The sequence below is a fragment of the Nioella ostreopsis genome (genome assembly GCF_004000255.1).
Lineage (GTDB): Bacteria > Pseudomonadota > Alphaproteobacteria > Rhodobacterales > Rhodobacteraceae > Nioella > Nioella ostreopsis.
Genome location: NZ_RCIQ01000005.1, coordinates 122,394 through 144,679 on the forward strand (window position 1 = coordinate 122,394; position 22,286 = coordinate 144,679).

At 63.7% G+C, this 22,286-nt stretch carries 19 protein-coding genes; 5 read left to right on the forward strand and 14 right to left on the reverse strand.

Going from position 1 to position 22,286, the window contains the following annotated elements; genetic code table 11:
- Positions 1-178 precede the first annotated feature (178 nt).
- From addA to regB, 7 genes are read right to left on the reverse strand one after another with little or no spacing between them, the layout of a single operon-like run.
- Positions 179-3,562 carry a double-strand break repair helicase AddA gene (gene addA / locus EP237_RS07375; RefSeq protein WP_127559664.1) on the reverse strand — a complete coding sequence of 1,128 codons (3,384 nt, stop codon included), beginning with the start codon at positions 3,560-3,562 and terminating at the stop codon, positions 179-181.
- Entirely contained in the window at positions 3,559-6,513 is a 2,955-nt protein-coding gene (gene addB / locus EP237_RS07380) for a double-strand break repair protein AddB (RefSeq protein ID WP_127559666.1), read from the reverse strand. Before addB ends, addA begins: the two co-directional genes overlap by 4 nt.
- A complete protein-coding gene (locus EP237_RS07385; RefSeq protein ID WP_240661565.1) occupies positions 6,506-7,192 on the reverse strand; it encodes a nucleotidyltransferase family protein in 687 nt (228 codons plus the stop codon). Before EP237_RS07385 ends, addB begins: the two co-directional genes overlap by 8 nt.
- Positions 7,189-8,109 carry an aminoglycoside phosphotransferase family protein gene (locus EP237_RS07390; RefSeq protein ID WP_127559668.1) on the reverse strand — a complete coding sequence of 307 codons (921 nt, stop codon included), beginning with the start codon at positions 8,107-8,109 and terminating at the stop codon, positions 7,189-7,191. The genes EP237_RS07385 and EP237_RS07390 overlap by 4 nt, the downstream gene beginning before the upstream one ends.
- Positions 8,106-8,609, reverse strand: coding sequence for a tRNA (adenosine(37)-N6)-threonylcarbamoyltransferase complex ATPase subunit type 1 TsaE (tsaE, locus tag EP237_RS07395; RefSeq protein ID WP_127559670.1), 504 nt, complete (start codon positions 8,607-8,609; stop codon positions 8,106-8,108). The genes EP237_RS07390 and tsaE overlap by 4 nt, the downstream gene beginning before the upstream one ends.
- Positions 8,610-8,658: 49 nt before the next feature.
- A complete protein-coding gene (locus tag EP237_RS07400) occupies positions 8,659-10,230 on the reverse strand; it encodes a PAS-domain containing protein (protein WP_127559672.1) in 1,572 nt (523 codons plus the stop codon).
- 57 nt (positions 10,231-10,287) lie between these two features.
- Positions 10,288-11,694 (reverse strand): sensor histidine kinase RegB, encoded by a 1,407-nt coding sequence (gene regB, locus EP237_RS07405; RefSeq protein WP_127559674.1) that lies wholly within the window; start codon positions 11,692-11,694, stop codon positions 10,288-10,290.
- A gap of 109 nt (positions 11,695-11,803) precedes the next feature.
- Between regB and EP237_RS07410 the strand changes: the two genes are divergently transcribed.
- The 3 genes from EP237_RS07410 (at position 11,804) to EP237_RS07420 (ending at position 13,559) form a co-directional block, all read left to right on the forward strand.
- A complete protein-coding gene (locus tag EP237_RS07410; RefSeq protein WP_127559676.1) occupies positions 11,804-12,439 on the forward strand; it encodes an SCO family protein in 636 nt (211 codons plus the stop codon).
- A 69-nt stretch (positions 12,440-12,508) separates the two neighbouring features.
- Complete coding sequence (locus EP237_RS07415) at positions 12,509-13,066, forward strand: ActR/PrrA/RegA family redox response regulator transcription factor (protein WP_071689451.1); 558 nt, start codon at positions 12,509-12,511, stop codon at positions 13,064-13,066.
- 4 nt (positions 13,067-13,070) lie between these two features.
- Positions 13,071-13,559, forward strand: coding sequence for a hypothetical protein (locus tag EP237_RS07420; RefSeq protein ID WP_127559678.1), 489 nt, complete (start codon positions 13,071-13,073; stop codon positions 13,557-13,559).
- On the opposite strand, the gene EP237_RS07425 is transcribed toward EP237_RS07420, so the two are convergent.
- The 3 genes from EP237_RS07425 to EP237_RS07435 all read right to left on the reverse strand — a co-directional run bounded on the left by EP237_RS07425 (position 13,556) and on the right by EP237_RS07435 (position 15,851).
- Complete coding sequence (locus EP237_RS07425; RefSeq protein ID WP_127559680.1) at positions 13,556-14,461, reverse strand: LysR family transcriptional regulator; 906 nt, start codon at positions 14,459-14,461, stop codon at positions 13,556-13,558. The genes EP237_RS07420 and EP237_RS07425 overlap by 4 nt on opposite strands.
- 305 nt (positions 14,462-14,766) lie before the next feature.
- Entirely contained in the window at positions 14,767-15,258 is a 492-nt protein-coding gene (locus EP237_RS07430; RefSeq protein ID WP_127559682.1) for a GNAT family N-acetyltransferase, read from the reverse strand.
- Complete coding sequence (locus tag EP237_RS07435) at positions 15,255-15,851, reverse strand: HD domain-containing protein (RefSeq protein WP_127559684.1); 597 nt, start codon at positions 15,849-15,851, stop codon at positions 15,255-15,257. The genes EP237_RS07430 and EP237_RS07435 overlap by 4 nt, the downstream gene beginning before the upstream one ends.
- Before the next feature lie 189 nt (positions 15,852-16,040).
- Between EP237_RS07435 and EP237_RS23080 the strand changes: the two genes are divergently transcribed.
- Positions 16,041-16,193, forward strand: a complete 153-nt coding sequence (locus EP237_RS23080; protein ID WP_164744649.1) for a hypothetical protein — start codon at positions 16,041-16,043, stop codon at positions 16,191-16,193.
- 147 nt (positions 16,194-16,340) lie between these two features.
- Complete coding sequence (gene ahcY / locus EP237_RS07440; protein WP_127559686.1) at positions 16,341-17,732, forward strand: adenosylhomocysteinase; 1,392 nt, start codon at positions 16,341-16,343, stop codon at positions 17,730-17,732.
- Between the two features lie 104 nt (positions 17,733-17,836).
- On the opposite strand, the gene EP237_RS23475 is transcribed toward ahcY, so the two are convergent.
- The 4 genes from EP237_RS23475 to EP237_RS07460 all read right to left on the reverse strand — a co-directional run bounded on the left by EP237_RS23475 (position 17,837) and on the right by EP237_RS07460 (position 22,170).
- Positions 17,837-18,727: a Hint domain-containing protein gene (locus EP237_RS23475; RefSeq protein WP_127559688.1), complete on the reverse strand. Its 891-nt coding sequence runs from the start codon at positions 18,725-18,727 to the stop codon at positions 17,837-17,839.
- A 355-nt stretch (positions 18,728-19,082) separates the two neighbouring features.
- Positions 19,083-19,877: a class I SAM-dependent methyltransferase gene (locus tag EP237_RS07450; RefSeq protein WP_164744651.1), complete on the reverse strand. Its 795-nt coding sequence runs from the start codon at positions 19,875-19,877 to the stop codon at positions 19,083-19,085.
- A gap of 458 nt (positions 19,878-20,335) precedes the next feature.
- Positions 20,336-21,583, reverse strand: a complete 1,248-nt coding sequence (locus EP237_RS07455) for a hypothetical protein (protein WP_127559692.1) — start codon at positions 21,581-21,583, stop codon at positions 20,336-20,338.
- 161 nt (positions 21,584-21,744) lie between these two features.
- Positions 21,745-22,170, reverse strand: a complete 426-nt coding sequence (locus EP237_RS07460) for a BrnA antitoxin family protein (protein WP_127559694.1) — start codon at positions 22,168-22,170, stop codon at positions 21,745-21,747.
- Between the last annotated feature and the right edge of the window lie 116 nt (positions 22,171-22,286).

The following is a 22,286-nucleotide window of genomic DNA, read 5'->3' on the forward strand; positions in this document are numbered from 1 at the left end:
CCCCCGGCTGACGCCGGAGGCCTCGGCGGTCCGCGTTGCCACGGAATATCGGAGAGGACTGCGAGCCAAACCGAGCGGATCTCTGGTCGAGAGTGCGGGATGCCTCCGGCGGAGGTATTTATCGCCAAGATGAAAGGGGCGTTGTCTTGGGGAGGGTTGAGAGCCGGCGCGGGCCGGGTCATTTCAGATCATCGCGGGCGCGGATCAGCGCCGGGGTGGTGAGATCGGCGGGCAAGGGCATGAGCTGCGCGGGGCGGGTCCAGAGGATGGCGGTGTCGATGCGTTTGTCGGGGTAGATGGCGGCGAGTATCTCAGCATAGGCGCCCATCTGGCGGAGGATGCCGTCGGGGGTGTCCTCAGGCCGGTCAGGGGCGGTGGCGTTGGATTTGAAATCGACGGCGAGCACATGGTCCTCGGCGAGGATCAGCCGGTCAATCTGGCCCAGAAGGGTGCGGTTCAGGGTCGGGCTGGGGGCGGTCAATGTGACCTCGGCAAGCGCGTCGGGGGTGAAGAGGGCCGCGAGCGCCGGGGTGGTGAGGCAGGTTGTGGCCTCTTCGAAAAGCTCTGTGAGTTCAGCGTCCGAGAGCTCCCCCTCCACCGCCAGAATGCCGGGCGCGGCGGCGTACCAGCCCGATTGCGGCAGGTCGGGCAGATGTTCCAGCAGCAGGTGCAGGCGGCGGCCGCGCAGCTTGGCGGCGTCTTCGTCCAGACCCGTGCCATCGCCGGGCAGCGCCTTGGCGCCACCGAGATCGGAGGGCGACAGCGTGGTTGCATCGCGCGGGCGGGTTTTCGGGCGGGTGGCGAGCCAGTCGGGCAGCGTGGCGGGCACGCGCGTGGGCTGCAGGCTGTGGTCCATCGCCGTCCAGTCACCGGTTTCCAGACGCCAGCCCTGTCCGGTGGGCGTTGCGAAAGGCGTGGCGTTGCAGGCCTGCGCGGCGGCGAGGATATGCGGATACCAGCCCTCGTTTTCGCCCTTGGCGATCTCGCCCGCCGCCGCCACGATCAGCCAGCTTTCGGCGCGGGTCATGGCGACGTAGAGCAGGCGGTTGCGCTCTTCGACCTCGCGCGCGGCGGCCTCTTCAAACAGGTCGCGCATCGCCTCGGGGCTGTCATCCTTGCGACCGGCCCAACAGACCGGTCCGCTTTCGGGTGTGAAGAGCTTGGGCGCGCTGTGGTTGCTTTGCCGGTAGGCGGTGTCGGGCAGGATGACGACGGGGGCCTCCAGCCCCTTGGCGCCGTGGACCGACATCACGCGGATCTGGTCACCGGCGCTGCCGGGATCGCGCTTGATCTGCACGTCATCGGCCTGCAGCCAGCCAGTGAAACCGGTGAGGCTGGGCACTTCCATCCGTTCATAGGCCAGCGCCTGCGCCAGCATCGCGTCGATGCCGTCTTCGGCCTCGTTCCCCATCCGGGCCAGTAGGTTGCGGCGGCCATTATGGCGGATCAGGATACGTTCGAGCAGGTCGTAGGGGTGCAGGAAATCGGCGTGATTGCGGAGATCCTCCAGCATCGCGACGGTGTCGGGGTCCATCGCTCGGCGCTGTTGCAGGACGCGCCACAGATAGGCGCGGTCGCGGCCATGGGCGAGGTCGTGCAGCGCCGGTTCCGACCAGCCGCAGAGCGGCGAGCGAAGCACGGCGGCGAGCGACAGGTTATCCTCGGGCGTCGCCAGAAAGGACAGAAGTGCCGTCAGATCCTTGACCGCGAGTTCGGCGGCCAGCCGCATCCGGTCGGCCCCGGCGATCGGCAGGCCCTGTTCCTTGATCGCGGCGATGAGTTCGTGAAACAGGTCCGACCGGCGCTGTACGAGGATCAGGATATCGCCCGCCGTGACGGGGCGGCGCTGGCCCTCGACGGTGACAGGCGTGCCGGTCTGGATCATGCGCTTGATCTCGCCCGCTATGGCGCGGGCCAGCACCACCGAATGATGGTGATCGGCGCGTTGATCGACGGGATCGTCCCAGTCGGGCTTTTCCTCGCTGTCCGCCTTTTCGACCACGGGCCAGATATCGACGCGTCCGGGCAGGTTCTGCTTGAAGGCGATATGGGTGACATCCTGCCCCACCCCGGCACTGGCCGCCCCTTTGAAGACCTCGTCCACGAGGCGCAGGATCGGCGGGGCAGACCGGAAGGAATGGGCCAGCGCGCAGGACTGGAACGCGGCCTCTGCGTCTTGCAGGCGGGCGGCGAAATGGTTGCGCATCCGGTCGAACCCGTCGGGGTCGGCACCCTGGAAGGAATAGATCGACTGCTTCTTGTCACCGACGACGAAGATTGTCCGGTCCACATCGGCCCGCGCGCCCGATCCGGCGGCGAATTCCTCGGCCAGTTGCGCGACGATATCCCATTGGGCGGGCGAGGTATCCTGCGCCTCATCCACGAGGATGTGGTCGATGCCGCCATCAAGGCGGAAGAGCACCCATTGCGCGACACCGCTATTGGCCAGCAGACGGCGGGTGGCGAGGATCAGGTCGTCGAAATCAAGCCAGCCGAGCGTAGCCTTGGCGGCGTCATAGGCGGGCAGGAAGCCCTGTGCGAAACGGTGCAGCGCGCGGGTTTTTTCGGCGGCGAGGAGGGCGCGGCGGATCGGGCGGGCCTCTGCCAGGCGCAGCATCAGCGCCTCCAGCGGGTCGTGGATGGCCGACATCTTGGCCCAGATGGGTTTCGTGGGGAAACTGCCGATCTTGGGGCTGTCGGGGGTCTTGGTTTTGGAGCCGGTGAGGAAGACCTCTTCCAGCGTTGCGATATCGGTCAGCCCCGGATCGTCCCAGTTGATCGCTGACAGCCGCCGGTGATTGGCGCCCTGATTGCGGTTGTCGGGGTCGAGATTCTGGCGGACGACATGGCAGATATCGCGTTCGTCGCCGTGGAAGACATGGGCGATCAGGTCGGCGGTGGTGTAGTCTTTGGGCAGGTCGAACCAGGCCATGATATCGGCATCGGGCCAGTCGTTCTCGAACGCCAGCCGCTTGCCCAGAAGCGCACGGATGAGCGGCATGGGATCGTCGCCCGAGACATGGGCGGCCAGCGCATCGACGGCACCTTGACCGTCGCCCTCGGCCAGACCGTCCAGCACGTCGGCACAGAGCATCGCCTGCGCGCGTTCGTCCATTTCGGTGAAGTTGGGGGCGACCCCGGCCTCCAGCGGGAAGCGGCGCAGGACGGCGGAGCAGAAGGAGTGGATGGTCTGGATCTTGAGGCCGCCGGGTGTCTCGATCGCGCGGGCGAAGAGCGTGCGGGCATGGGATAGAAGCGCGGGGGTCAGTGTGCCCGCGTCCATGCCCAGATGCAGCAGGTCGTGGCCCAGATCCGCATCGGGCTTCATCGCCCATTCGCCGAGCCGCTTGAACAGGCGGTTCTGCATCTCGGACGCGGCGGCCTTGGTATAGGTCAGGCAGAGGATGCGCTCGGGCGGAACATCTTGTAGAAGAAGTCGCGCAACGCGGTCGGTCAGCACCCGGGTCTTGCCGCTGCCCGCATTGGCCGACAGCCAGGTGGACGCCGAAGGGTTGGCGGCGGTGATCTGGGCGGTGGTGGCCTCGTCGAACTGGATGCTCATCGGCCCACCTTCACGGTTTCGGCAGCCATGGTTTCATCCCATTCCCCGAACCGGGCAAGGTGATCATAGTCGCCTTCGAACAACACCTTCTCCATCGCACGGCGAGAGGTGAAGCCGTTGCTTTCATTCAGATAATGGTCGAGCAGTTTGCCAAAGCCTTCGGTGATCTCGGCAACCTCTCCGGGCGTCACGGGATGGTCGCGCACATCGCCCCCGGACCCGAGCGCCACATAGGCGATGAGGGCGGTTTCCATCGGCTCACCAAACGCGCCTTTCGCGGCCATCGCGGCCTCCAGCCAGAGCTGTTTGTTGAACGCCTTTTCCTGATCCTTGGAGGGTGCGCTGCCGGTCTTGTAATCATATATAAGAATTCGCCCATCTGGGGCCTTGTCGATCCGGTCGGCGGTGCCGGTCAGGGTGAAACCGGGCGCGCCAAGCTCAGCTTGTCCTTCCTCTTCCAGCTTCCACGGGGTGCCCAGGGCGCGGCGCTCCCGCTCGGTCGCGATGAACCACGGCGCGATCTTCTCGATCCGGGCGCGCCAGAGGCGGCGGGCGGCGGGCCAGGGGGCGGTGTCCTCCAGCACCTCGTCGGCAATCTGCAACAGCAGCGCCTCGGGCTGATCGGGCAGGCTGTCCCAGGTGGCCTTGATGAACCGGCGCAGAACGTCATGCAGAATGGTGCCGCGCAGGGGGGCGTCCGGTGACTGCCGCAGCGGGTCGAGCGGTTTGAGGTCCAGCACCTTGCGAGCATAGACCCAATAGGGATCGCGGATCAGCTTTTCGACCTGCGTGACCGAAAGGCTGTTGGGGCGTTGTTCGGCGGGCGGCGCGGGCGCGGGGCGCTTGGCAGGGGCGATGCGGGCGGCGTGGTCGTCCAGCCGGTCGGCCAGCGCCAGCCAGTCGCGGCCACGGGCCTGCATGTCTTCCAGCGCAGCCAAGCTTTCCGCGCTTGCGCCCTTCATCAGGTTCACGATCCGGTTGAGCCAGCGCGACGGCACGGTTTCCGTTTCCGCATCGCGTTTGGCGCGGCACAGCCAGACCTCCGCCCCCGTCACCGATTGCTGAAAATCATGGGCCGAGAGGCCAATCACCCGGTCGGGCAAGCGCAGCCCCGCCTTGGCGCGCATCCAGCGATTGAGCCAAGGATCAGCCCCCGGCGCAGAGGGCCAGGAGCCTTCATTGAGCCCCGCCAGAATGACCAGATCGGCGCCCATCACCCGCGCCTCCAACGTGCCCCAGATCATGATGTCGGGATGCGGGGCCAGCGGGTCGCGCGCCTCTTCCTCGCGCAGCACGGCCCCCACGAAATCGCGATATTCAGCGGCGGTCATGGTGCCGCCCGCGTCGGCCTCCCGCTCCAGCGCCTGCATCTGGGCAAGGGCCTTTTCACCCTCATCCTTCTGCCAGAGCGCCCCTGCGCCCTCCGCCCCCGGTCCTGCGGCCAGAAGCTGAGCCGCTGCCAGATGCCGCGCGAGATGATCGGCCAGCGGCTGCGGCCCTGGCGCGTGCAGGCTCAGCGCCGCATCGGCGACCCAGGTGGCCCACGCCATCGCGCCCGGATCGGTCTCGCGTTTCGCGGCCCAATCCACCAGATCGGCACGGGTCGGGAAGGGCAGCTTGCCGCGCAGCTTTTGCAGTTCCAGATCACGGGTGCGGCGCAGATGCTCGCCCCGGTCGTCGCGGCCTGAATGAGTCAGCGGGTGTTTCAGCAGAACCAGCAGATCCTCTGCCGTCATTCGCGCGGCAAGCCCGCCCGCGACGTGCAGCAGCAGCCGCCCCGGAGCGGTCTGCGACAGGGGTTCACCGGCGGAATCGTCGGGCTCGATCCGCCAGCGGTCCAACGCCGCCGTGACCTGCCGGGTCAGCGCCCGGTCTGGGCTGATCAGCGCGGCGCGTTTGCCCTCGTCGATGGCACGGCGCAGGCGCAGGGCGATGACGGCGGCCTCCAGTTGCGGACTGGCGGCCTCGATCAGGGTGAGGGATTGCGCGGCCTCAGCCACATCGGTCAGTTTGGGGCCTTCCTCCAGCCATTGATCCGTCACCGGTGCGGGGCGCAAGGCGAGTGAAATCAGCCGGTTGCGGGCGGGATTCGCGGGCGCGTCGCTGCCCCAGAGCTGCACATCGCAGGGATGCATCCCCACCCGCGCGGCAAAGCTTGCAAACCGAAACTGCGGGTGATCCTCGCCGCCGCTGAGGCTGTCGCCCATCTGATCGGTCAGCCGGTCCCAGACCGCGCGCGGCTGGTCGAAGTCGAACCCCGGCAGGACCACCGCACCTTGCGGCAGGCGCGCTACAGCCTCCATGAACCGGGCCGTGGGGCCGCGCGACCCGGTGGAGCCTGCGACGATGATCGGGTGATCGGGCGGGGCCACGGACCACAGCGACACCAGCCGGGCGACCACGGCGGCCTGCCGCGCCTCGACCGACATATGGTCTTCGCTGCCCGCGAAATAGGGCGCGACGATGCCGAGAAACTTTTGCGAGCGCTGCCAATGGGCGGAATGGTTGCCGACGTCGAGCCCCGCGACCGTGTCCGGCGTAACCATCTCCTCCTGCATCTCACCCATGAGATCGGCGAGGCTGTCGGACAGGCCATAGAGCGAGGATCGCGGTGCGAGGTCCGGTTCGCGGTCCAGCAGCGCCGAGACGGTCTGCGACAATTGCAGCCGCAACCGCAAGGGCGAGATCGCGGGCGGCAGGCCCGACATGTCGGGTCGGCGGGCGAGGTCCGTCACCAGCTTGATCTGCGGCAGGAAGCCTGCGCCCTTTTCGGCATAGATCGCGCGCAGGCGGCGTTGTGTGCGGGCGGTGTTCACGTAGATCTCCACCCGCGCCAGCGCGTGCGGTGGCTGGCCCTTCAGACGCTCGGCCACGCCTTTGACCAGCGCGGCGGTGAAATCGACACCCAAGGGCGTGGCAAAGACGCGGGGGGTGGGCGTTCTATCAAACATGGGTCACCATTTCCTCGGCCAGTCCGATCCCCTCGGGGTGGCCCACATCGGCCCAATGCCCCGGATAGGGCGTACCGAACATCCTGCCCCCGGCCATCGCCGCGCGCCAGACCTCATGCAGGGAAAATGGCCCCTCGGGATAGCCCTGCAAGAGCTGCGCTTTCAGGATCTGCGCGCCGGTATAGACCTCTCCCGCCTTGTCCCAACTGAGCCTGCCCTGCGCGTCACGGGCGAAATCGCCCCCCGCCTGCCGCCCCACGGCGCGCGATTGCGGGACCATAAGGGCCAGTACGTCCATTGTTTCGGGGGTCCATGCGGCAGCCAGCGCGGCCAGCGCATTGGGGCCGGACCAGACCGCATCGGCGTTTAGCGTGAAAATGGTCTGGGCCTCCAGCAGAGGCAGGGCGTGACGGATGCCGCCGGCACTGTCGAGAATCTCCGGCTGTTCTTCGGAGAACGCTGCATCCGTCATTCCGTTCAGATAGCTGCGCATCTGGTCCGCATGGTAGTGGCCGTTCACAACGATCCGCTCCACTCCCGCGCCGCGTGCCTGTTCCAAGGCGTGGTCGATCAGGGGCCGCCCCGCGACCGGGATCAGCGGTTTTGGCCGGGTCTGGGTCAGTGCGCCCATCCTTGTGCCGAACCCGGCGGCGAGGATCATGCAGGCGGGCGGGGTCATGGTCGCAGCGCCGGGAGAAGGGGTTGCATAACGGCTGCGAGGTCTTCCAGTGCCGGGTGGTTCAGCGCCTCGGTCACATGGGCATAAACGCGCGGCAGATGGGTCAGGTAGGCGGGCCTGTTTCGCTCTCGCGCCAGACGGCGAAAGACGCCGATGATCCGCAGGTTGCGCTGAAAGCTCAACAGCGCGCATTGGGTGGCGAACGCGTCCCCGTCCAGATTCAGCGCCTGCACATAGCGGGTTGTCATGGCGGTCGCGATATTGTCGGGAATATCACGACGCGCATCCTTGATGAAGGACACGAGGTCATAGCCCGGCGGGGCCAGCACCGCGTCCTGAAAATCCAGCAGGCCGACGCGGGTCAGGCCGAGCCTGTCGGGCAACCACAACAGGTTTTCCGCATGCACATCGCGCAGGGCGGGCACCAGCGGCGCGGTGAAGACGCGGACGAATTGCGCCTGCATTTCCGCCAGGGCGGCGTCGGAATCCGAACCCTCGGGCAGCGCGATCAGGGTCATCTCCGCCATCACATGCGGGGTCAGAGCCGGAAGGGTCCACCCCTCGCGATTTCGCGCCAGATGGATCAGCACATCGGTGGCGGCAAGGCTGGCCTCGGGCTGGTCGGGGCCCAGCGCGGTGAAATCGCGGTCGCCAAGATCTTCCAGCAGCATCAGCCCCTTGTCCTTATCGGACCCGATGACCTGAGGTGCCGACAGCCCCAGCCCGCGCAGCTTGCTGGCGATGCTGAGAAAGGCGTCGAAGGTCGCGCGATCCTCGGGCGGGGCGAGCATCAGAACGGCCCTGGCCGCCCCCATGGTCAGACGCTCATAGCGCCGGGCAGAGGCATCGCCCGCCAACGTCTGGCGCCTGGCCGCGCCCCAGCCGATCGCGTTCAGAAACTCCTGCGCGGCGTTCATGCGGGCACCAGCGCGCTTAGCCGTTCGACCCAGAGATCGGCGCGGTCGGAGGAGATCGTCAACGCCCGCGCATCGTCCTGCCCCGGCACCATCCGCAGTGACAGCCACAGGGCGCGGGCAGGCATTTCATCGCCCAACCGGTCGGGCCATTCCACAAGGCAGATCGCGCTGTCAAAGGCGTCGGTCAGGCCCAGTTCATCGACCTCTTGCGGATCGCTCAGGCGATAAAGGTCGGCATGCCAGATCTCGTGGCCACCAGCCTCGTAGGTCTGGACCAGCGTGAAGGTGGGGGACGGCACGTCTTCCACCCGTCCCTCTGCCGCTTGCAGGTGCTGGATCAGCGACCGCGCGAAATGGGTCTTTCCGGCCCCGAGATCACCGTCGAGACACAGGATATCGCCCGGCTTCAGCCGGTCTGCCAGATCCGCAGCCAGCCGCGAAGTGGCCTCTGGCGAGGGCAGCGTGGTTTCGGCAAGAACGGGGCGCGCGGGGCTTGGCATGGGCGCGAGTTTATCAAGGCCCCGCCGGGCCGCAACCGCGCCCGCGCCCTCAGCCCGAGGAAATCAGCGCCGCCTCCGGCTCGGCCTCCGGGTCCGGGCCGGGCAATGGCAACGGCGCGGTGCCGGTCTGGAAGGCCACGAGGCTCGCGCCGCCTTTCAAGGGCGCCATCCGGCACACGAGGCAGCCGCCATCCGTCAGGACCACCCGATCCGCCCAGGCGCTGCGGTTGGCATAGCCGCCGACGAAGTCGCGAATCTCTCCCCATAGGGGCGTGGGCGCGCAGGCCGCCTGCCAATGGGCTGTCGCCTCCGACACTGTTGCGGGGTCGCCCGGCCAAAGCGTCCGATAGGCGCGGTTGCCCATGACGAAGCGTCCATCGCGGGAAAACACCGCCATCGCTTCGGCATTGTCATCCAGCACCGATTGATAGAGGTCTAGATCGCCGCGAAACTTGCGGGTCAGAGTCACCTCCTGGCTGATATCCTCAAAGAGGAACGCCACCGCGCCATCGGCATGGGGCCTGCCGATGACGCGGAAGGTCTGGCCGTTGGGCAGGCTCCACAGCTCCTGGTAGGTGCCATCGCGCGCGGCCTGTTCCAGCTCGCCCAGTCCAGCGCGCCAGGCCTGATAGTTCTTAGGCTCCGGCATCCTCTGCTTTTCGCGCAGCTTGTCGAGGAAGGCGAACAGATCGGGCCGCGCCGACAACCAGTCCGCGGGCAGCGTCGACAGCGACACGAGCGCCGGGTTGAACAGCACCAGCTGCCGCTGCTTGTCGAAAATCGCCAGCCCGATGGGCAGATGGGCAAAGGTGCGCGACAGGGTCTGCACGAAATCGCGCAGCGCGATTTCGGCGGCCACGACCCGGTCGATGGGTTGCGCCGAAAAGAGCTGACCACTGCGATAGCCACGGCATGTGAGGTCGAACCAGCGCAGAGCATCCGCGTCCAGCGACATCCGCCGGGTCTGGCCTTCGGTCAGCGGATCGTCCGCGTCGAACAGGTTGCGAATCGGCCAGACCAGACCCCCATCGCTGCCTTCGACCCGTTGCAGCATGTCGAAATACGCTTTGTTGGCCCAGATGATCTGACCCGCCGAATCCTCCTGCCACAGCAGCATCTGTCCGGCGTCCAGACCGTGGCGCAGCAGGTCCAGCTCCGATTCCAGCGCGTCCAGCCCGGCCTGGTCGATCATCTTGCGGTCCTGCCCCGGCTCCAGCGAGGCGACGGTGATCAGGCAGCGCCCCTCCGAAATGCGGCCACTGATCGACAGCTCGTCCCCGCCGATCCGGCCAATCAGAACGAACCCGTCGCCCCGGTCGCGCAGCGCCTCCATTTTCGCAGCCACATCGGGGTTCAGCGCCGACAGGCTTTCGCGCAGCTCCGCCCAGGCGCCCACCCGGTCGCTCGGGTCGGTCAGCATTGCGTCGGTGTCATCGAGATCCGACAGCAGATAGCCATCGCGGAAGGCATAGCTTCGGGGCAGGTCCAGCCCGCGCAGCATGACATGGCGAAACCCGCCCCCGCCGCGAGTCAGCGACATGCCCAGTACGGCGGAAAATCCACCCGCGGCCAGGCTTATCCCCACCAGAAACAGAATCGTCGTCGGATCAGTCAGTGTCATTTCGTCCCCAACACCGCATGGCCTGTGGATAACAACTGATGAATGGTTAAGACGGGGTTAAGTTTGAATGAGACGGTTCTCGCCCAGCGGCGCGTGGGCCACGCCCTCCGCCAGTTGGATCGCACCCGCAGGCCAGGTCACTTCGACCATCGCGCCACGCCTCTCGCCGCTTTCCTCGGCCAGCAGGAACGGATCGGTCGCGTTGCGGAACCCGACGCGTGCGCCGGACCGTTCCAGCAGCGTCTTGGCGATGAACAGCCCCAGACCCATGCCCTCATATCCCGGCCGCTTTTCCTCATCGCGCGGCGATTTGCGCCGCCTCAGAAACGGATCACCCAGCCGCCCGATCAGATCCGGGGGGAAACCGGCACCATCATCGGTCAGCCGCAGGTGGATGTTCTGCCCGTCCCACAGCCCATCGACCCAGACATCGTCATTGGCGAAATCCACCGCGTTCTGCACAAGATTGCGGATGCCATGGATGATCTCGGGACGGCGATAGATCACCGGTTGCGCCTCACCTGCGCCGGGCATCGGCGCGAACTCGAAATGCACCCTGACGCCCCGGTCCACATGCGGCTCTGCCGCTTCGCGCACCACGGCCCCGAACGGGGCAGAATGCATGTGCAGGTCATCCTTCCCGGCGCGTCCCATGTCGCGCAGGATATCGCGGCAGCGATCTGCCTGTTCGCGGATCAGCCGGGCATCCTCGGCCAGGTCGGGGTTGCCCTCCAGCTCCTCCGCCAGTTCGGTGGACACCAGCTTGATCGTGGCCAGCGGCGTGCCCAGCTCATGCGCAGCGGCAGCGACCACGCCCCCCAGATCGGTCAGTTTCTGTTCGCGCGCCAGCGCTTCCTGTGTGGCCAGCAGCGCCTGGCTCATGGAGTGGATCTCCAATGTGACGCGGCGGGCATAGCCCGACAGGAAGACAATACCGATGACGATGGCCGCCCAGAACCCGGCCAAAAACAAGGCGGGCAGTTCGATCACCTCGCCCGCACGCGTCGTCAGTGGCACATGATAGAACGCCACCAGCGTGATCAGCACGATGGCCGCCAGCCCCAGAATCACCGTCGACCGCATGGTCAAGGCCGTGGCCGAGATCGTCACCGGCGCAAGGATCAGCAAGGCAAAGGGATTGTTCAGCCCCCCAGTCAGAAACAGCAGGAAAGACAGCTGCGTCAGGTCAAACAGCAGCGTCAGCATCGCGTCCCAATCCGCCAGCCGCTGGTTCGGCGGAAACACCGTCATCGCAATCATGTTGGACAGGACGGAGGTGCCGATGGCCAGAAAGCACAGGCCAAGTTCCACCCTGAGGCCCAGAAACAGGCTGGCCACCACAACCGTCGCGGTCTGGCCCAGCACCGCCAGCCAGCGCAGCACCAGCAACGTCCGCAGCCGCACCCAGCCACTGCGCAGATCGCGCGTCAACAAGCTGCGGGTCGGGTCGGTCGTCTGGGCCATTCGGGGCGTCCTGTTCCGGCGGGGGCGTTCTGTCACAGTTGCGCAGACGTGAATTGATAGACAGGTCGTTTTCAACGATCAACGCTGCACAGCATTCGAGGACCTTGCCATGAACCGCATCTATGCCGCCAGCGCTCTTGCCCTGACCGCCGCCCTTCTGGGCGGCATTGGCCTGTCGATCCTCTGGGGCCGCGCCAATCAGGACGAGGATATCTTCGCCCAATGCCGCGCCACGCGCGTGGCGGGCGGCCCTGGCGATATCGGCGGCCCGTTCGAACTGGTGTCGGAAACCGGCGACACCGTGACCGATGCCGATATCATCACCGGCCCGACCCTGATCTATTTCGGCTACACCTTCTGCCCCGATGTCTGCCCGCTGGACAACGCGCGCAACGCCATCGCGGTGGAAATCCTGGAGGAAGAGGGCCGCATGGTGACGCCGGTCTTCATCTCGATCGACCCGGAACGCGACACGCCCGAGATCCTCGCCGATTTCACCGACAACATGCATCCGCGCATGATTGGCCTGACTGGCAGCGTCGCCCAGACCACCGCCGCATCCGAGGCCTACCGGACCTATTTCAACATCCAGGAAGCGGGCGAGGACGGGTTCTACCTCGTCGATCACTCGACCTTCACCTATCTGGTCTTCCCCGAGCATGGATTCGTGGAGTTCTTCCGCCGCGACGACACGCCCGAGGAGATGGCCACCCGCATTTCCTGTTTCATGGACGCGGCGTCCTGACCCTGATCTGTTTGACCATTGCGCAGCTTTCCTCATATATGAAAGAAACTTGCGAAGAGGACTGCTTGAATGGCCACGGAACGCTCGTTGCGCGATATCGGACCGGATAAATCCCTGCTGCTCGTCGATGATGACGAACCGTTCCTGCGGCGCCTGCAACGGGCCATGGAAAAGCGCGGCTTCGAGGTCGAGGCCGCCGATTCGGTCGCGGGCGGCAAGGCCATCGCAACCGCCCGCCCCCCCGCCTATGCCGTGGTCGATCTGCGGCTGGAGGATGGCAACGGGCTCGACGTCGTGGAACTCCTGCGCGAAAAGCGCCCCGACGCCCGGATCGTCGTGCTGACCGGCTATGGTGCGATTGCCACCGCCGTCGCTGCCGTCAAGATCGGGGCCACCGACTACCTGTCGAAACCCGCCGACGCCAATGACATCACCGCCGCCCTCTTGGCCGAAGAAGACGACATGCCGCCGCCGCCGGAAAACCCGATGAGCGCCGATCGCGTCCGGTGGGAACACATCCAGCGCGTCTATGAGCTGTGTGACCGCAATGTCAGCGAAACCGCCCGGCGGCTGAACATGCACCGGCGCACGCTGCAACGCATCCTCGCCAAGCGCAGCCCGCGTTAGTCCTATGCGCGCCGCTGCTCTTCTTATCGCGCTTGGTCTGACGGCCTGCACGCCCATGGTCGAGATGCCGACCGTGCCGACCAGTTTCGATCGTGTCACCGCCGATTCCGAGGGTCTGCAGCCCGTCGGCAGCGATCTACGCATCGACTTTGGCCGCGCACAGGAGGGCGTGATCGAGACCGTCTCGCGCCTTCTGGGCTCGGATCCGACCGATATCACCACCAGCCCCGATTGTGGCGACGTGACCGCTGCCTATTGGCGCGCCGGGCTGACGCTGAACTTCGTCGAGGGCGATTTCCGGGGTTGGGTGCTGACTGAACCGGGCCTGACGGCGGCAGGCGGGTTGAGCGTGGGCAACACCCCACCGCCGGTCACAATGGCCACCACCACCCTCGGGCGCGAATTCGAGATCGACGGGGTCTGGGCACTGGTCGAGGAAACGGGGCCAGAGATCACAACCATCTGGTCCGGCAGAACCTGCTTCTTCCGCTAAGATGCCCTATGCAGCCATGTCAGGAACACCCGCGCCTGCGGGCTGATCGTGGCCGGGTTGTGAACGCTGTAATAGGCGATCTCCGATTCCGGTTCCTCCAGCAGCGCCACCAGCCGCCCGTCATCCAGATCGCGCTGCACCACCGCCAGCGGCTGACGGGTGATCCCCGCCCCTGACCGAACAGCGGCCAGAACCAGCCCGTTGGCCTCCAGCCGGGTGATCTGCATCGTCTCAGGCTCCGCGCCCAGCGCCCGCAGCCAGGTGAACATCTCCATATCCGTGGGCTCCGGCAACCAGGCGAAGTCCGTCAGCGCGTGGATCGCCTTCGGCGAGGTGGCGGAATAGTCCACCGGCAGCCGCGCCGCCACATCCGGGTGCGCCACCACGATCCGGTGCGCGCGGGTCAAGAGCCGCGCCTCCAGCCCCGGCCATCTGCCCTGCCCATAGCGGATCGCCAGATCGAACCCGTCACGGCGCAGGTCCACCACCGCATTGTCGGGCGCGATGGTCACCGGCAAATCGGGATGCGCCTTCCAGAACCCGGCCAGACGCGGGGCCAGCCAGTTTTCGGCAAAGTTCTGCGTGGCCGAGATCGCTATCGGCCGGTCCGCCCGCGCCTGTGACAGCGTCCTGACCCCCGCCGCGATGATCCCGAACCCCTCGCCCAGATCCTGCGCCAGCCTGCGGCCCGCCGCCGTGGTCGCCATCTTGCGGCCTACCCGCTCCATCAGCGCCTGCCCGAACTGATCCTCGAGCGCCCGCACATGCTGCGCAATCGCGGCATGGGTCACGTTCAGCTCTCGCGCGGCGGCGGAGAAGCTGTTCAGCCGAGCGGCAGCTTCAAAGGCCCTCAGCGCCGCGAGGGAGGGGATATCGCGCCAATCCATATCTGTAAGCTCCACTTACATATGAAAGATATTGCTGATTCGATCCCGCGTCGCAAGCCCGCTATGTCTGGACCATCAGAAAACAGGAGCTTTCCCGATGATCTCTCTCCTCTCCCGCACTTTCAAAACCGCAACACGCCTTGATACATGGGATGCACCAGACCACTGGCGCGCCCAACATGAAGACTACCGCACCCGCCGCCACCGCGCGGATGCCGAACGGGCGCGGATGCGTCGTGCCCTTCGCCAAACCGGACTTGAGTAAGCGTGAGTTACAGTTCTAAAGCCAAATCTCGGGCGGTGGCATCCCATCGCCCGGATCACGCCGCGCCGCGCAGATCCAGCAGTTTTGTCACCCGATCCACCGGCGTGCCATCGCTCAGCGGAACGCCCGGCGTCACGTGATGATCGACGAACCCCATTCGCCCATAGTACCGCAGGCCGCCGGTGTTATCCGCCCGGATCGTCGCGTCGATACCGCGATACCCGAAGCGGATCGCCGCCTCTCTCGTCGCCCCGAACAAGGCCCCACCAATGCCCCGCTGCGTGCTGCCCAGCCTGGCGAAGGTCGCAATCGTGGCGCGGTCCTCAGGCCCATCCTTCAGCGGAAAGATATACTGAAACCCCAGAAGAGCCCCATCCTGCTCCGCCACATGGCAGATGCCACGCGGCGTGGATCCGTCCAGAACGGAGGCCAGAAAATCCGCCGGAACCTCGCCCTGAAAGGCCGTTGTCCCGCCCTTGTCCACGATGGCCTGCAAGATGGACACAATGCCTTGCGCATCCTGCGGGGTCGCCTGTCTGACAATCATAGCTGCTCCAACAACGCATGATGCCGATTAGTGAAATCCGCCCGCACCTCTGCCGGGGGGCGCAGATGCAGGTGCAGCCCCTCGATCAGCGCTGGCGTCGGACGGCCAAAGAACCGATCCGCCTCGGCCTCCGAAAACCCGGCCAGCTGCGTCGCCTCCAGCCAGGCGGACACCTTGTCGGCCCGCTTGATCCGCGCCTTCACCGTCTTGGGGATCGCCGCAGGCAGCCCGAACCGCAGATGGATCGCCGCCGCCAGACGGTCGTCCAGCGCCCCGTATCCCGGCCCCACCGCCGCCTTGACCGGGCTGATCATGTCCCCGATCACATATTCCGGCGCGTCATGCAGCAGCGCCGCCAACCGCCACTTCACCGGGGCCTTGGGGTCGATCCGGGCAAAGATCTGCTCCACCAGCAGCGAATGTTCCGCAACCGAATAGGCGTAATCCCCGCGCGTCTGCCCGTTCCAGCGCGCGACAAAGGCCAGCCCATGGGCGATATCCTCGATCTCGATATCCACCGGCGTCGGGTCCAGCAGGTCCAGCCTGCGCCCCGACAGCATCCGCTGCCATGCTCTTGTCGTCTGTCTGGTCATGGTCCCCGCAATCCCTGCTTGCCCGTGGCTGCCTCCCCTACAGACCAACTCGACCGGGGTTTTTCAACGCCCCGAGCTGCTCGGCAACGGCTTTTTCTTCCGGCACCCGCAGAGCGTCGAAAGTTTTTCCTTGGGAATCGGCACCTCCCGCGCCTAGTCTTTCGTATTAACCCATTTGGAGGATCGATTATGAGCAAAGAAGACACCCCCGAGAACGCCCCCGCCCGCAAGGATCAAAGCGCCAAGGGCCCCGCGGCCCAGCAGGGCAGCATGTCCGACAAGGGCGGCAGCGCCTCCGGCTCGACTCAAAGCGGCGTGGCCCCCAAGGGTGGCAGCAAGTAACCGCTTGCTCTTTTCATCACGTTCAGAACGGGGCCGCACCGCTTGCGGCCCCGTTTTCCATTCGCGGCAATCCACGCCCATTGCCCCGCTCGACCCCTCCTGCTATGTCGCGCCAAACCCGTTTGACGCCCTTTCAGGAGCCCCGAAATGACCGACTACATTGTCAAGGATATCGCACTGGCCGAATTTGGCCGCAAGGAACTCGACATCGCCGAAACCGAGATGCCCGGCCTGATGGCCCTGCGCGAGGAATATGGCGAAAGCAAACCGCTGAAAGGCGCGCGCATCGCGGGCAGCCTCCACATGACGATCCAGACCGCTGTGCTGATCGAAACCCTCGTGCATCTGGGCGCAGAGGTCCGCTGGGCCTCCTGCAACATCTTCTCCACCCAAGACCACGCCGCCGCCGCCATCGCCGCCGCGGGCATCCCGGTCTTCGCCATCAAGGGCGAAACGCTGGAGGAATACTGGGACTACGCCGACCGCATCTTCATGTTCGAAGAGGGCGGCTGCAACATGATCCTCGACGATGGCGGCGACGCCACGCTCTACATCCTGATGGGCGCCCGCGTCGAGGAAGGCGAAACCGACCTCATCGAAGTCCCGACCAGTGAGGAAGAGGTTGCCCTCTTCGCCCAGATCAAGAAGCGCATCGCCGAGACCCCCGGCTGGTTCGTGCGTCAGCGCCACATGATCCAGGGCGTGACCGAGGAAACCACCACCGGCGTCCACCGCCTCTACCAGATGATGGAAAAAGGCCACCTGCCCTTCCCCGCCATCAACGTGAACGACAGCGTCACCAAGTCCAAGTTCGACAACAAATACGGCTGCAAGGAATCGCTGGTCGACGGCATCCGCCGCGCCACCGACACCATGATGGCCGGCAAGGTCGCGCTTGTCTGTGGCTATGGCGACGTGGGCAAAGGCTCCGCCGCCTCCCTGCGCGGCGCCGGTGCCCGCGTGAAGGTCACCGAAGTGGACCCGATCTGCGCGCTTCAGGCCGCCATGGACGGGTTCGAAGTCACCACGCTGGAAGATGAGGTCGCCACGGCGGATATCTTCATCACCACCACCGGCAACAAGGACGTGATCCGCATCGAGCATATGCGCGAGATGAAGGACATGGCCATCGTCGGCAATATCGGCCATTTCGACAACGAAATTCAGGTCGCGGCGCTCAAGAACCACAAATGGACCAACATCAAGGACCAGGTGGATATGATCGAGATGCCCTCGGGCAGCCGCCTGATCCTGCTGTCCGAAGGCCGCCTGCTGAACCTCGGCAATGCCACCGGCCACCCCTCCTTCGTGATGTCGGCCAGCTTCACCAACCAGACGCTGGCGCAGATCGAGCTCTGGACACGCGGCGATCAGTACGAAAACAAGGTCTACGTGCTGCCCAAGCAGCTGGACGAGAAAGTCGCCCGCCTGCACCTGGCCAAGGTCGGCGCCAAGCTGACCGTGCTGGCGAAAGAGCAGGCCGACTATATCGGCGTGTCGCAGGACGGCCCGTTCAAGCCGGAACATTACCGCTACTGAGGGCGGCTATCGCAGGGATTTTGGAGCACCGGCCAGCGCGAGTTGGCCGGTGTTTTCTTGATTGGGCCTTGGCGTAGGGTGGGCAGTCCTGCCCACCGCACCCCTCAGGCCACTGCCTTCCCGGCCAGCTTCGCCCTGATCCGCTCCGGTACCTGCCTTGCGCTCATGGCGCGGGGGTAGGGAAGCTCCTCCATCTCGGGCACGTCGCCGTAGAGCGCCTCGAACTCGGCGAAGTTGTCGAACACGCGGCGGGAGACATTGTCGATGAACGTCTCGGCACGTGCCCCATTGGCGAGGATGATCTCATGTTCCTCGGTTTCGATGTGGTAGACCGTGTAGGTCTCGCCCATCTCAGCAAGCGGAACACGGGTGATCGTCGTCCCGTTCACCAACGCCCCCGCATGGCAGATGACCCCATCCACCAGCATCCCGTGATCCGCCGTCACGGTCAGGTCAGAGTGCGGAAGGCCCTCGCCCAGAGATCCAGCAGCGAAGCGCACCGGCATCAGCCGTTCGGCAGGGCCGAAACGGGTGGAGATTGTCTGGCGGCCAATCCATTTCACATTTGCTTCTCTTCCATCAAGCGTAACGACTCGATCCCCGATAGAGAGGTTCTCAACAGATACGACTCCGTTGGAAACAGCGATCTGTGTCCCTTCGATAAAGCACAGAGGCAAGGGATCAGTTGTGAGAGAAGGAATGCTAGAACTATTTGAAGGGTAACCAGGATCTGTGCTGGAAGCAGTCGGCGAAACAACTCGAGTGAACCGCCCTGCAATCGTGTCGGTGAACACTAAAAACGTGTGACCATTCGACTCGTAGTATCCTTGGTACGCGAGTCCAAGCCCGCTGAAGTATTCATCTCCTGAGTTCCAAAAACCATCGTCCGTGCCAGGCGATCCTATTTGAGCACTAACATCATTAGCACTTCCTTGTGCACCGCCAATATTAGCGTCGTAAACAACAATCGAAACAATATCATAGTCTACAGCCATCACGTCCCCCGCAGTGACTAGATTTCCATTTCGTTCAGAAAAATCTAGCAGTTCAATATTCAGCTCCCTAAGCTAGAATCCTGTCGTGGAACACTAGCTAGAGTCAACAGGCCTGAGATGCCCCCGATAAAACAATGGGCGGCAGTTCCATTCACCACAACAGTCAGAACTCAGAAAGCAGCACAATCGCCTCCCCGGGGGCGGTGAGGCAGGACCGTCGCGCCAATGGCGCGGCGTAAGCCTGCCGAACGCGATCGCGTGGCGGCTTCGCCTTGATCCCGCGCGGGGTCAATGGCGTTGCCTTTCACAAACGCGCAGGGTGGGCAGCCCTGCCCAGCGAACCGCCCAACCACGCTCAGACCTTCCGGCACAGGTAGTTCCACCGGCTGGGGCTATCGACGACGCGGCCCTTTCGTTTCAGGACTTGATGCCTTGCGTGGCTATCAACCTGAATGCCGTGCCGTTCCAGGAGCCTTGTGAATGTCTCCGGGGGGCTGAAATAGCACGAATACACTCCATAAACGAACGGTCTCGACCCAAGGACGGATGCCAGCAGTCTGCGCAGGGCTTTCAAAAGATGTCCAAAGCCCTGGTGACGATACACGCCGCGCAGGTAATCCAGGAGGGAGGAGCCATAATCCTCTCCAGCGAATTCGTCGCGGTCCGGCACCTCGCCGATATAGATCGTCCCACCCGCGACGGTCACACGGGCAATCTCCGCGATGGCCCTGCCCACGCTTTCCTCTTCCGACCCCACGATGTGCAGGACCCCGTTGCAGACAACGCAGTCGACCGAGCCATCCGGAACGGGAAGCGCGTCGGCAAAACCTTGCGACACCGCGATCGAACTGCCCGGATGTTCGCTGTCCAGACGGTGCCGCACCCGGTCGACCTCTTCAGACGAAGGCAACACACCGGCCAGACGACCACGGGCACCGGATCGGCGCGCCATGATCAGCAATGTCCCGTCACCGCACCCGACATCCAGAAGCGAAGCATCGTCACGCAGCTTCACCGCCGAGAGGATACGTTCCGAAACGAACTCCGTCAGGTAGCTCCGATGGGCGCGGCCGCTCAACTCACTGACGTCAGAGGCCGACGCCCATGCACGATAGGCGTCAACCGGGTTCTTCGCTTTCACAATCGGCACATTGGCTCTCCTGAATATCAGGCTTTCCGGTAATGTTCTCGCCGGAGTTTCTAAACCAAATCTGTCAGAGAGCCTATATCCGGACGCCCCGGGATTCATGGAATTTCGATCACGCGAGGGACGCGTACAAGGAGGCCCCGGCAGATCAAACCGACCCGCGCACCACCCGCACCAAAGCCACGCATGCAGAGGCCCTCTTTCCGCCTGATCCCTGAACTGCTCGGGCGTATCCACGCCTCTCAGGACGACCCGTTCAAGCCGGAACACTGCCGCTACTGAGGGCGGTTATTGCTGGGAATTTGGAGCACCGGCCAGCGCGAGTTGGCCGGTGTTTTTGAAAGGTGAAGCCGCTGTGATGCAAGCCAATATGTACCGTTAGCTAACTACACTCGCATCTCAGGACCTTTTCGTCATCTAACCAAGTATCTTTGACTCAGTCCGGTCCAAACAGCGCGCCATCAGGTGCGCTCTAGAGGAATCTCGCATGTTGTTCCGCGCCAGCCCCCATAGATCCTTCTATCTATGACTTTTCCACGATAGCCAATCACACCAAAAACCAGAACTTCAACCAGCCACTGAGAAATGAGCCAAGCCTCATGAAGTTGCAATCCACTAGGTTCAAATTTTTCATCTTGATGAACCAGTTTGTTCCGAAAAAAAGAAATAATTTCAAAGACATCAATGCTGTTTCTTGCCTTCGAAAGCTTGAACAGCTCCGGGCTATGTTCGAGGACTTCTGAACGCATTCCGAAGTAACTACAGGCAGCACGGGATTTTTCAGAGAACGGAATTGATCGATCATCCAGTAATCTTTTTGACCAACCAGCACGGAAAGAGAGCACGAAATTAACCATGGCTTCCAGCGCACCATGTGCTCCGATGATCGACATTTCCAAAGAGTGGCTACGAGAGACATTGGATGCGCGGTAGAAACTGATTGTTTGCCGCAGAGCCCGTTTTGTCATCTTATCGGCACTTGCTTTCGAAAACAGAAGAAATATCTCCGGAAGCAGGTGTTGAATTTCTATATCGAACCAGTTGGTTTCACGATCTCCTCGATCGATGCGGGAAAATCCTAACAATTTAAATGCAACGGAGTCGCTTTCGTCAAACGCAAACAAGTTCCCTATTCCACAATGACTACCCTTTACGAAGGTTAGGAAATCAATAATGGTCGAAAGAGGGCGGAAGGGATCATCTGCGTCGAGCTTCAGATTTGAAGTGACCAGACACGGGCTGCCCTCCTTTGATTTTAAAGGAGAAATATTGAATTCACTTCCGGTCTCATCTATGAGAATAATTGGTTTTGAGATAAATTTTGGGGCGTTAAAAAGAACTGCTTCAAACCTCTGAGAAGTCCGAGTACTCTCCAAGACAAAGGGCAATCGAGTGAATTGGGCTTCAACTTCGGGTTCATCTTGCTCAAATTTGATGCTTCGTTTTGTCAAAATAAGGGGCCAAGGCTCGTCGTCTCCCCTGAATCTGATCTCAACCGTGCTATTTAGGGCGTGAAAGTCGCGAGGGAAAAATTTTCCTATTGAAAGAACTGGTTCTCCACCCTCATCGTAAATCATTGGTATCTCAGTTGGTCCAAATTTTTTCTCATCCACGCGAACTTCCGCAACGGGAATGTAAAAAGAAGGTAGATCGTCGCTTTCGCTAAATTGGCATGGGGTGAGCATCTGTTTGACTTCCCTAACTGGCATTTACTTTGGTCATTGTGCTTGAGGCCGAACTCACCAGCAAGTGCAGAAGGATAGTTCACTCTCCCTTCTGGAAGGCGCTCGCCTCCCCGTGGGGGAGGGTCGGCGATCGCGCGGCGGCTTCGCCTTGATTCCGCGCGGGGGACATGACCATCCGCCGCCCCTCACTCCTCCCCCTGTCGGGTCTTGAGCCACGCATCGCCTTCCTCCATCATCCGGTCCGTCCAGCCCCATTTCGGTCGCTTTTGCGGCCCGCTCTTCTCCTGTTCCTTGAACTGGTCCACCGTCTCATCCCCGTGCAGCAGCCCCATCAGCCGTGCCCGCATGAAGGCTTTCAGCACGTCATTCATCCGGGGGCCGTAGTCCGGCCCCATGGAGCGGAAGAATTTCAGCACGTCCTCATCCACCCGGATCGTCACCCGCTTCTTCGCGGGGCTGGGTGAGGTCGCGATCCGCACCCAGTCATGCGGCACGCGGCGGTTGATATAGATGCGGTTGTGCAGGTCGTAGTCGATGCGCGCCATCGCGTCGATCAGGTAGTGGTGATGTTCCCGCTGCTTCGCTGTCAGCGGTTTGCCATCCAGGTTCATGGCCGGTCCTCGATTTGGGAATGTGCCGGGCAGTCTGGCAGGATTTTCCTAAAATCCCGTCAATGGCGCGGTTTTGTCTGCACGGGGGGTGTACGGGGGGTGTACGCATGGTGCAC

Excerpts from the sequence above, each read along its gene's own strand:
- EP237_RS23080 (WP_164744649.1), top strand. The coding sequence starts at position 16,041 with ATGAGCAAAGAAGACACCCCCGAGAACGCCCCCGCCCGCAAGGATCAA.
- EP237_RS07430 (WP_127559682.1), bottom strand. The coding sequence starts at position 15,258 with ATGATTGTCAGACAGGCGACCCCGCAGGATGCGCAAGGCATTGTGTCC.
- EP237_RS07415 (WP_071689451.1), top strand. The coding sequence starts at position 12,509 with ATGGCCACGGAACGCTCGTTGCGCGATATCGGACCGGATAAATCCCTG.
- EP237_RS07420 (WP_127559678.1), top strand. The coding sequence starts at position 13,071 with ATGCGCGCCGCTGCTCTTCTTATCGCGCTTGGTCTGACGGCCTGCACG.
- EP237_RS07410 (WP_127559676.1), top strand. The coding sequence starts at position 11,804 with ATGAACCGCATCTATGCCGCCAGCGCTCTTGCCCTGACCGCCGCCCTT.
- EP237_RS07390 (WP_127559668.1), bottom strand. The coding sequence starts at position 8,109 with ATGAACGCCGCGCAGGAGTTTCTGAACGCGATCGGCTGGGGCGCGGCC.
- addB (WP_127559666.1), bottom strand. The coding sequence starts at position 6,513 with ATGTTTGATAGAACGCCCACCCCCCGCGTCTTTGCCACGCCCTTGGGT.
- EP237_RS07400 (WP_127559672.1), bottom strand. The coding sequence starts at position 10,230 with ATGACACTGACTGATCCGACGACGATTCTGTTTCTGGTGGGGATAAGC.
- regB (WP_127559674.1), bottom strand. The coding sequence starts at position 11,694 with ATGGCCCAGACGACCGACCCGACCCGCAGCTTGTTGACGCGCGATCTG.
- EP237_RS07455 (WP_127559692.1), bottom strand. The coding sequence starts at position 21,583 with ATGCCAGTTAGGGAAGTCAAACAGATGCTCACCCCATGCCAATTTAGC.
- addA (WP_127559664.1), bottom strand. The coding sequence starts at position 3,562 with ATGAGCATCCAGTTCGACGAGGCCACCACCGCCCAGATCACCGCCGCC.
- EP237_RS07385 (WP_240661565.1), bottom strand. The coding sequence starts at position 7,192 with ATGACCCCGCCCGCCTGCATGATCCTCGCCGCCGGGTTCGGCACAAGG.
- tsaE (WP_127559670.1), bottom strand. The coding sequence starts at position 8,609 with ATGCCAAGCCCCGCGCGCCCCGTTCTTGCCGAAACCACGCTGCCCTCG.
- EP237_RS07460 (WP_127559694.1), bottom strand. The coding sequence starts at position 22,170 with ATGAACCTGGATGGCAAACCGCTGACAGCGAAGCAGCGGGAACATCAC.
- EP237_RS07435 (WP_127559684.1), bottom strand. The coding sequence starts at position 15,851 with ATGACCAGACAGACGACAAGAGCATGGCAGCGGATGCTGTCGGGGCGC.
- EP237_RS23475 (WP_127559688.1), bottom strand. The coding sequence starts at position 18,727 with ATGGCTGTAGACTATGATATTGTTTCGATTGTTGTTTACGACGCTAAT.
- ahcY (WP_127559686.1), top strand. The coding sequence starts at position 16,341 with ATGACCGACTACATTGTCAAGGATATCGCACTGGCCGAATTTGGCCGC.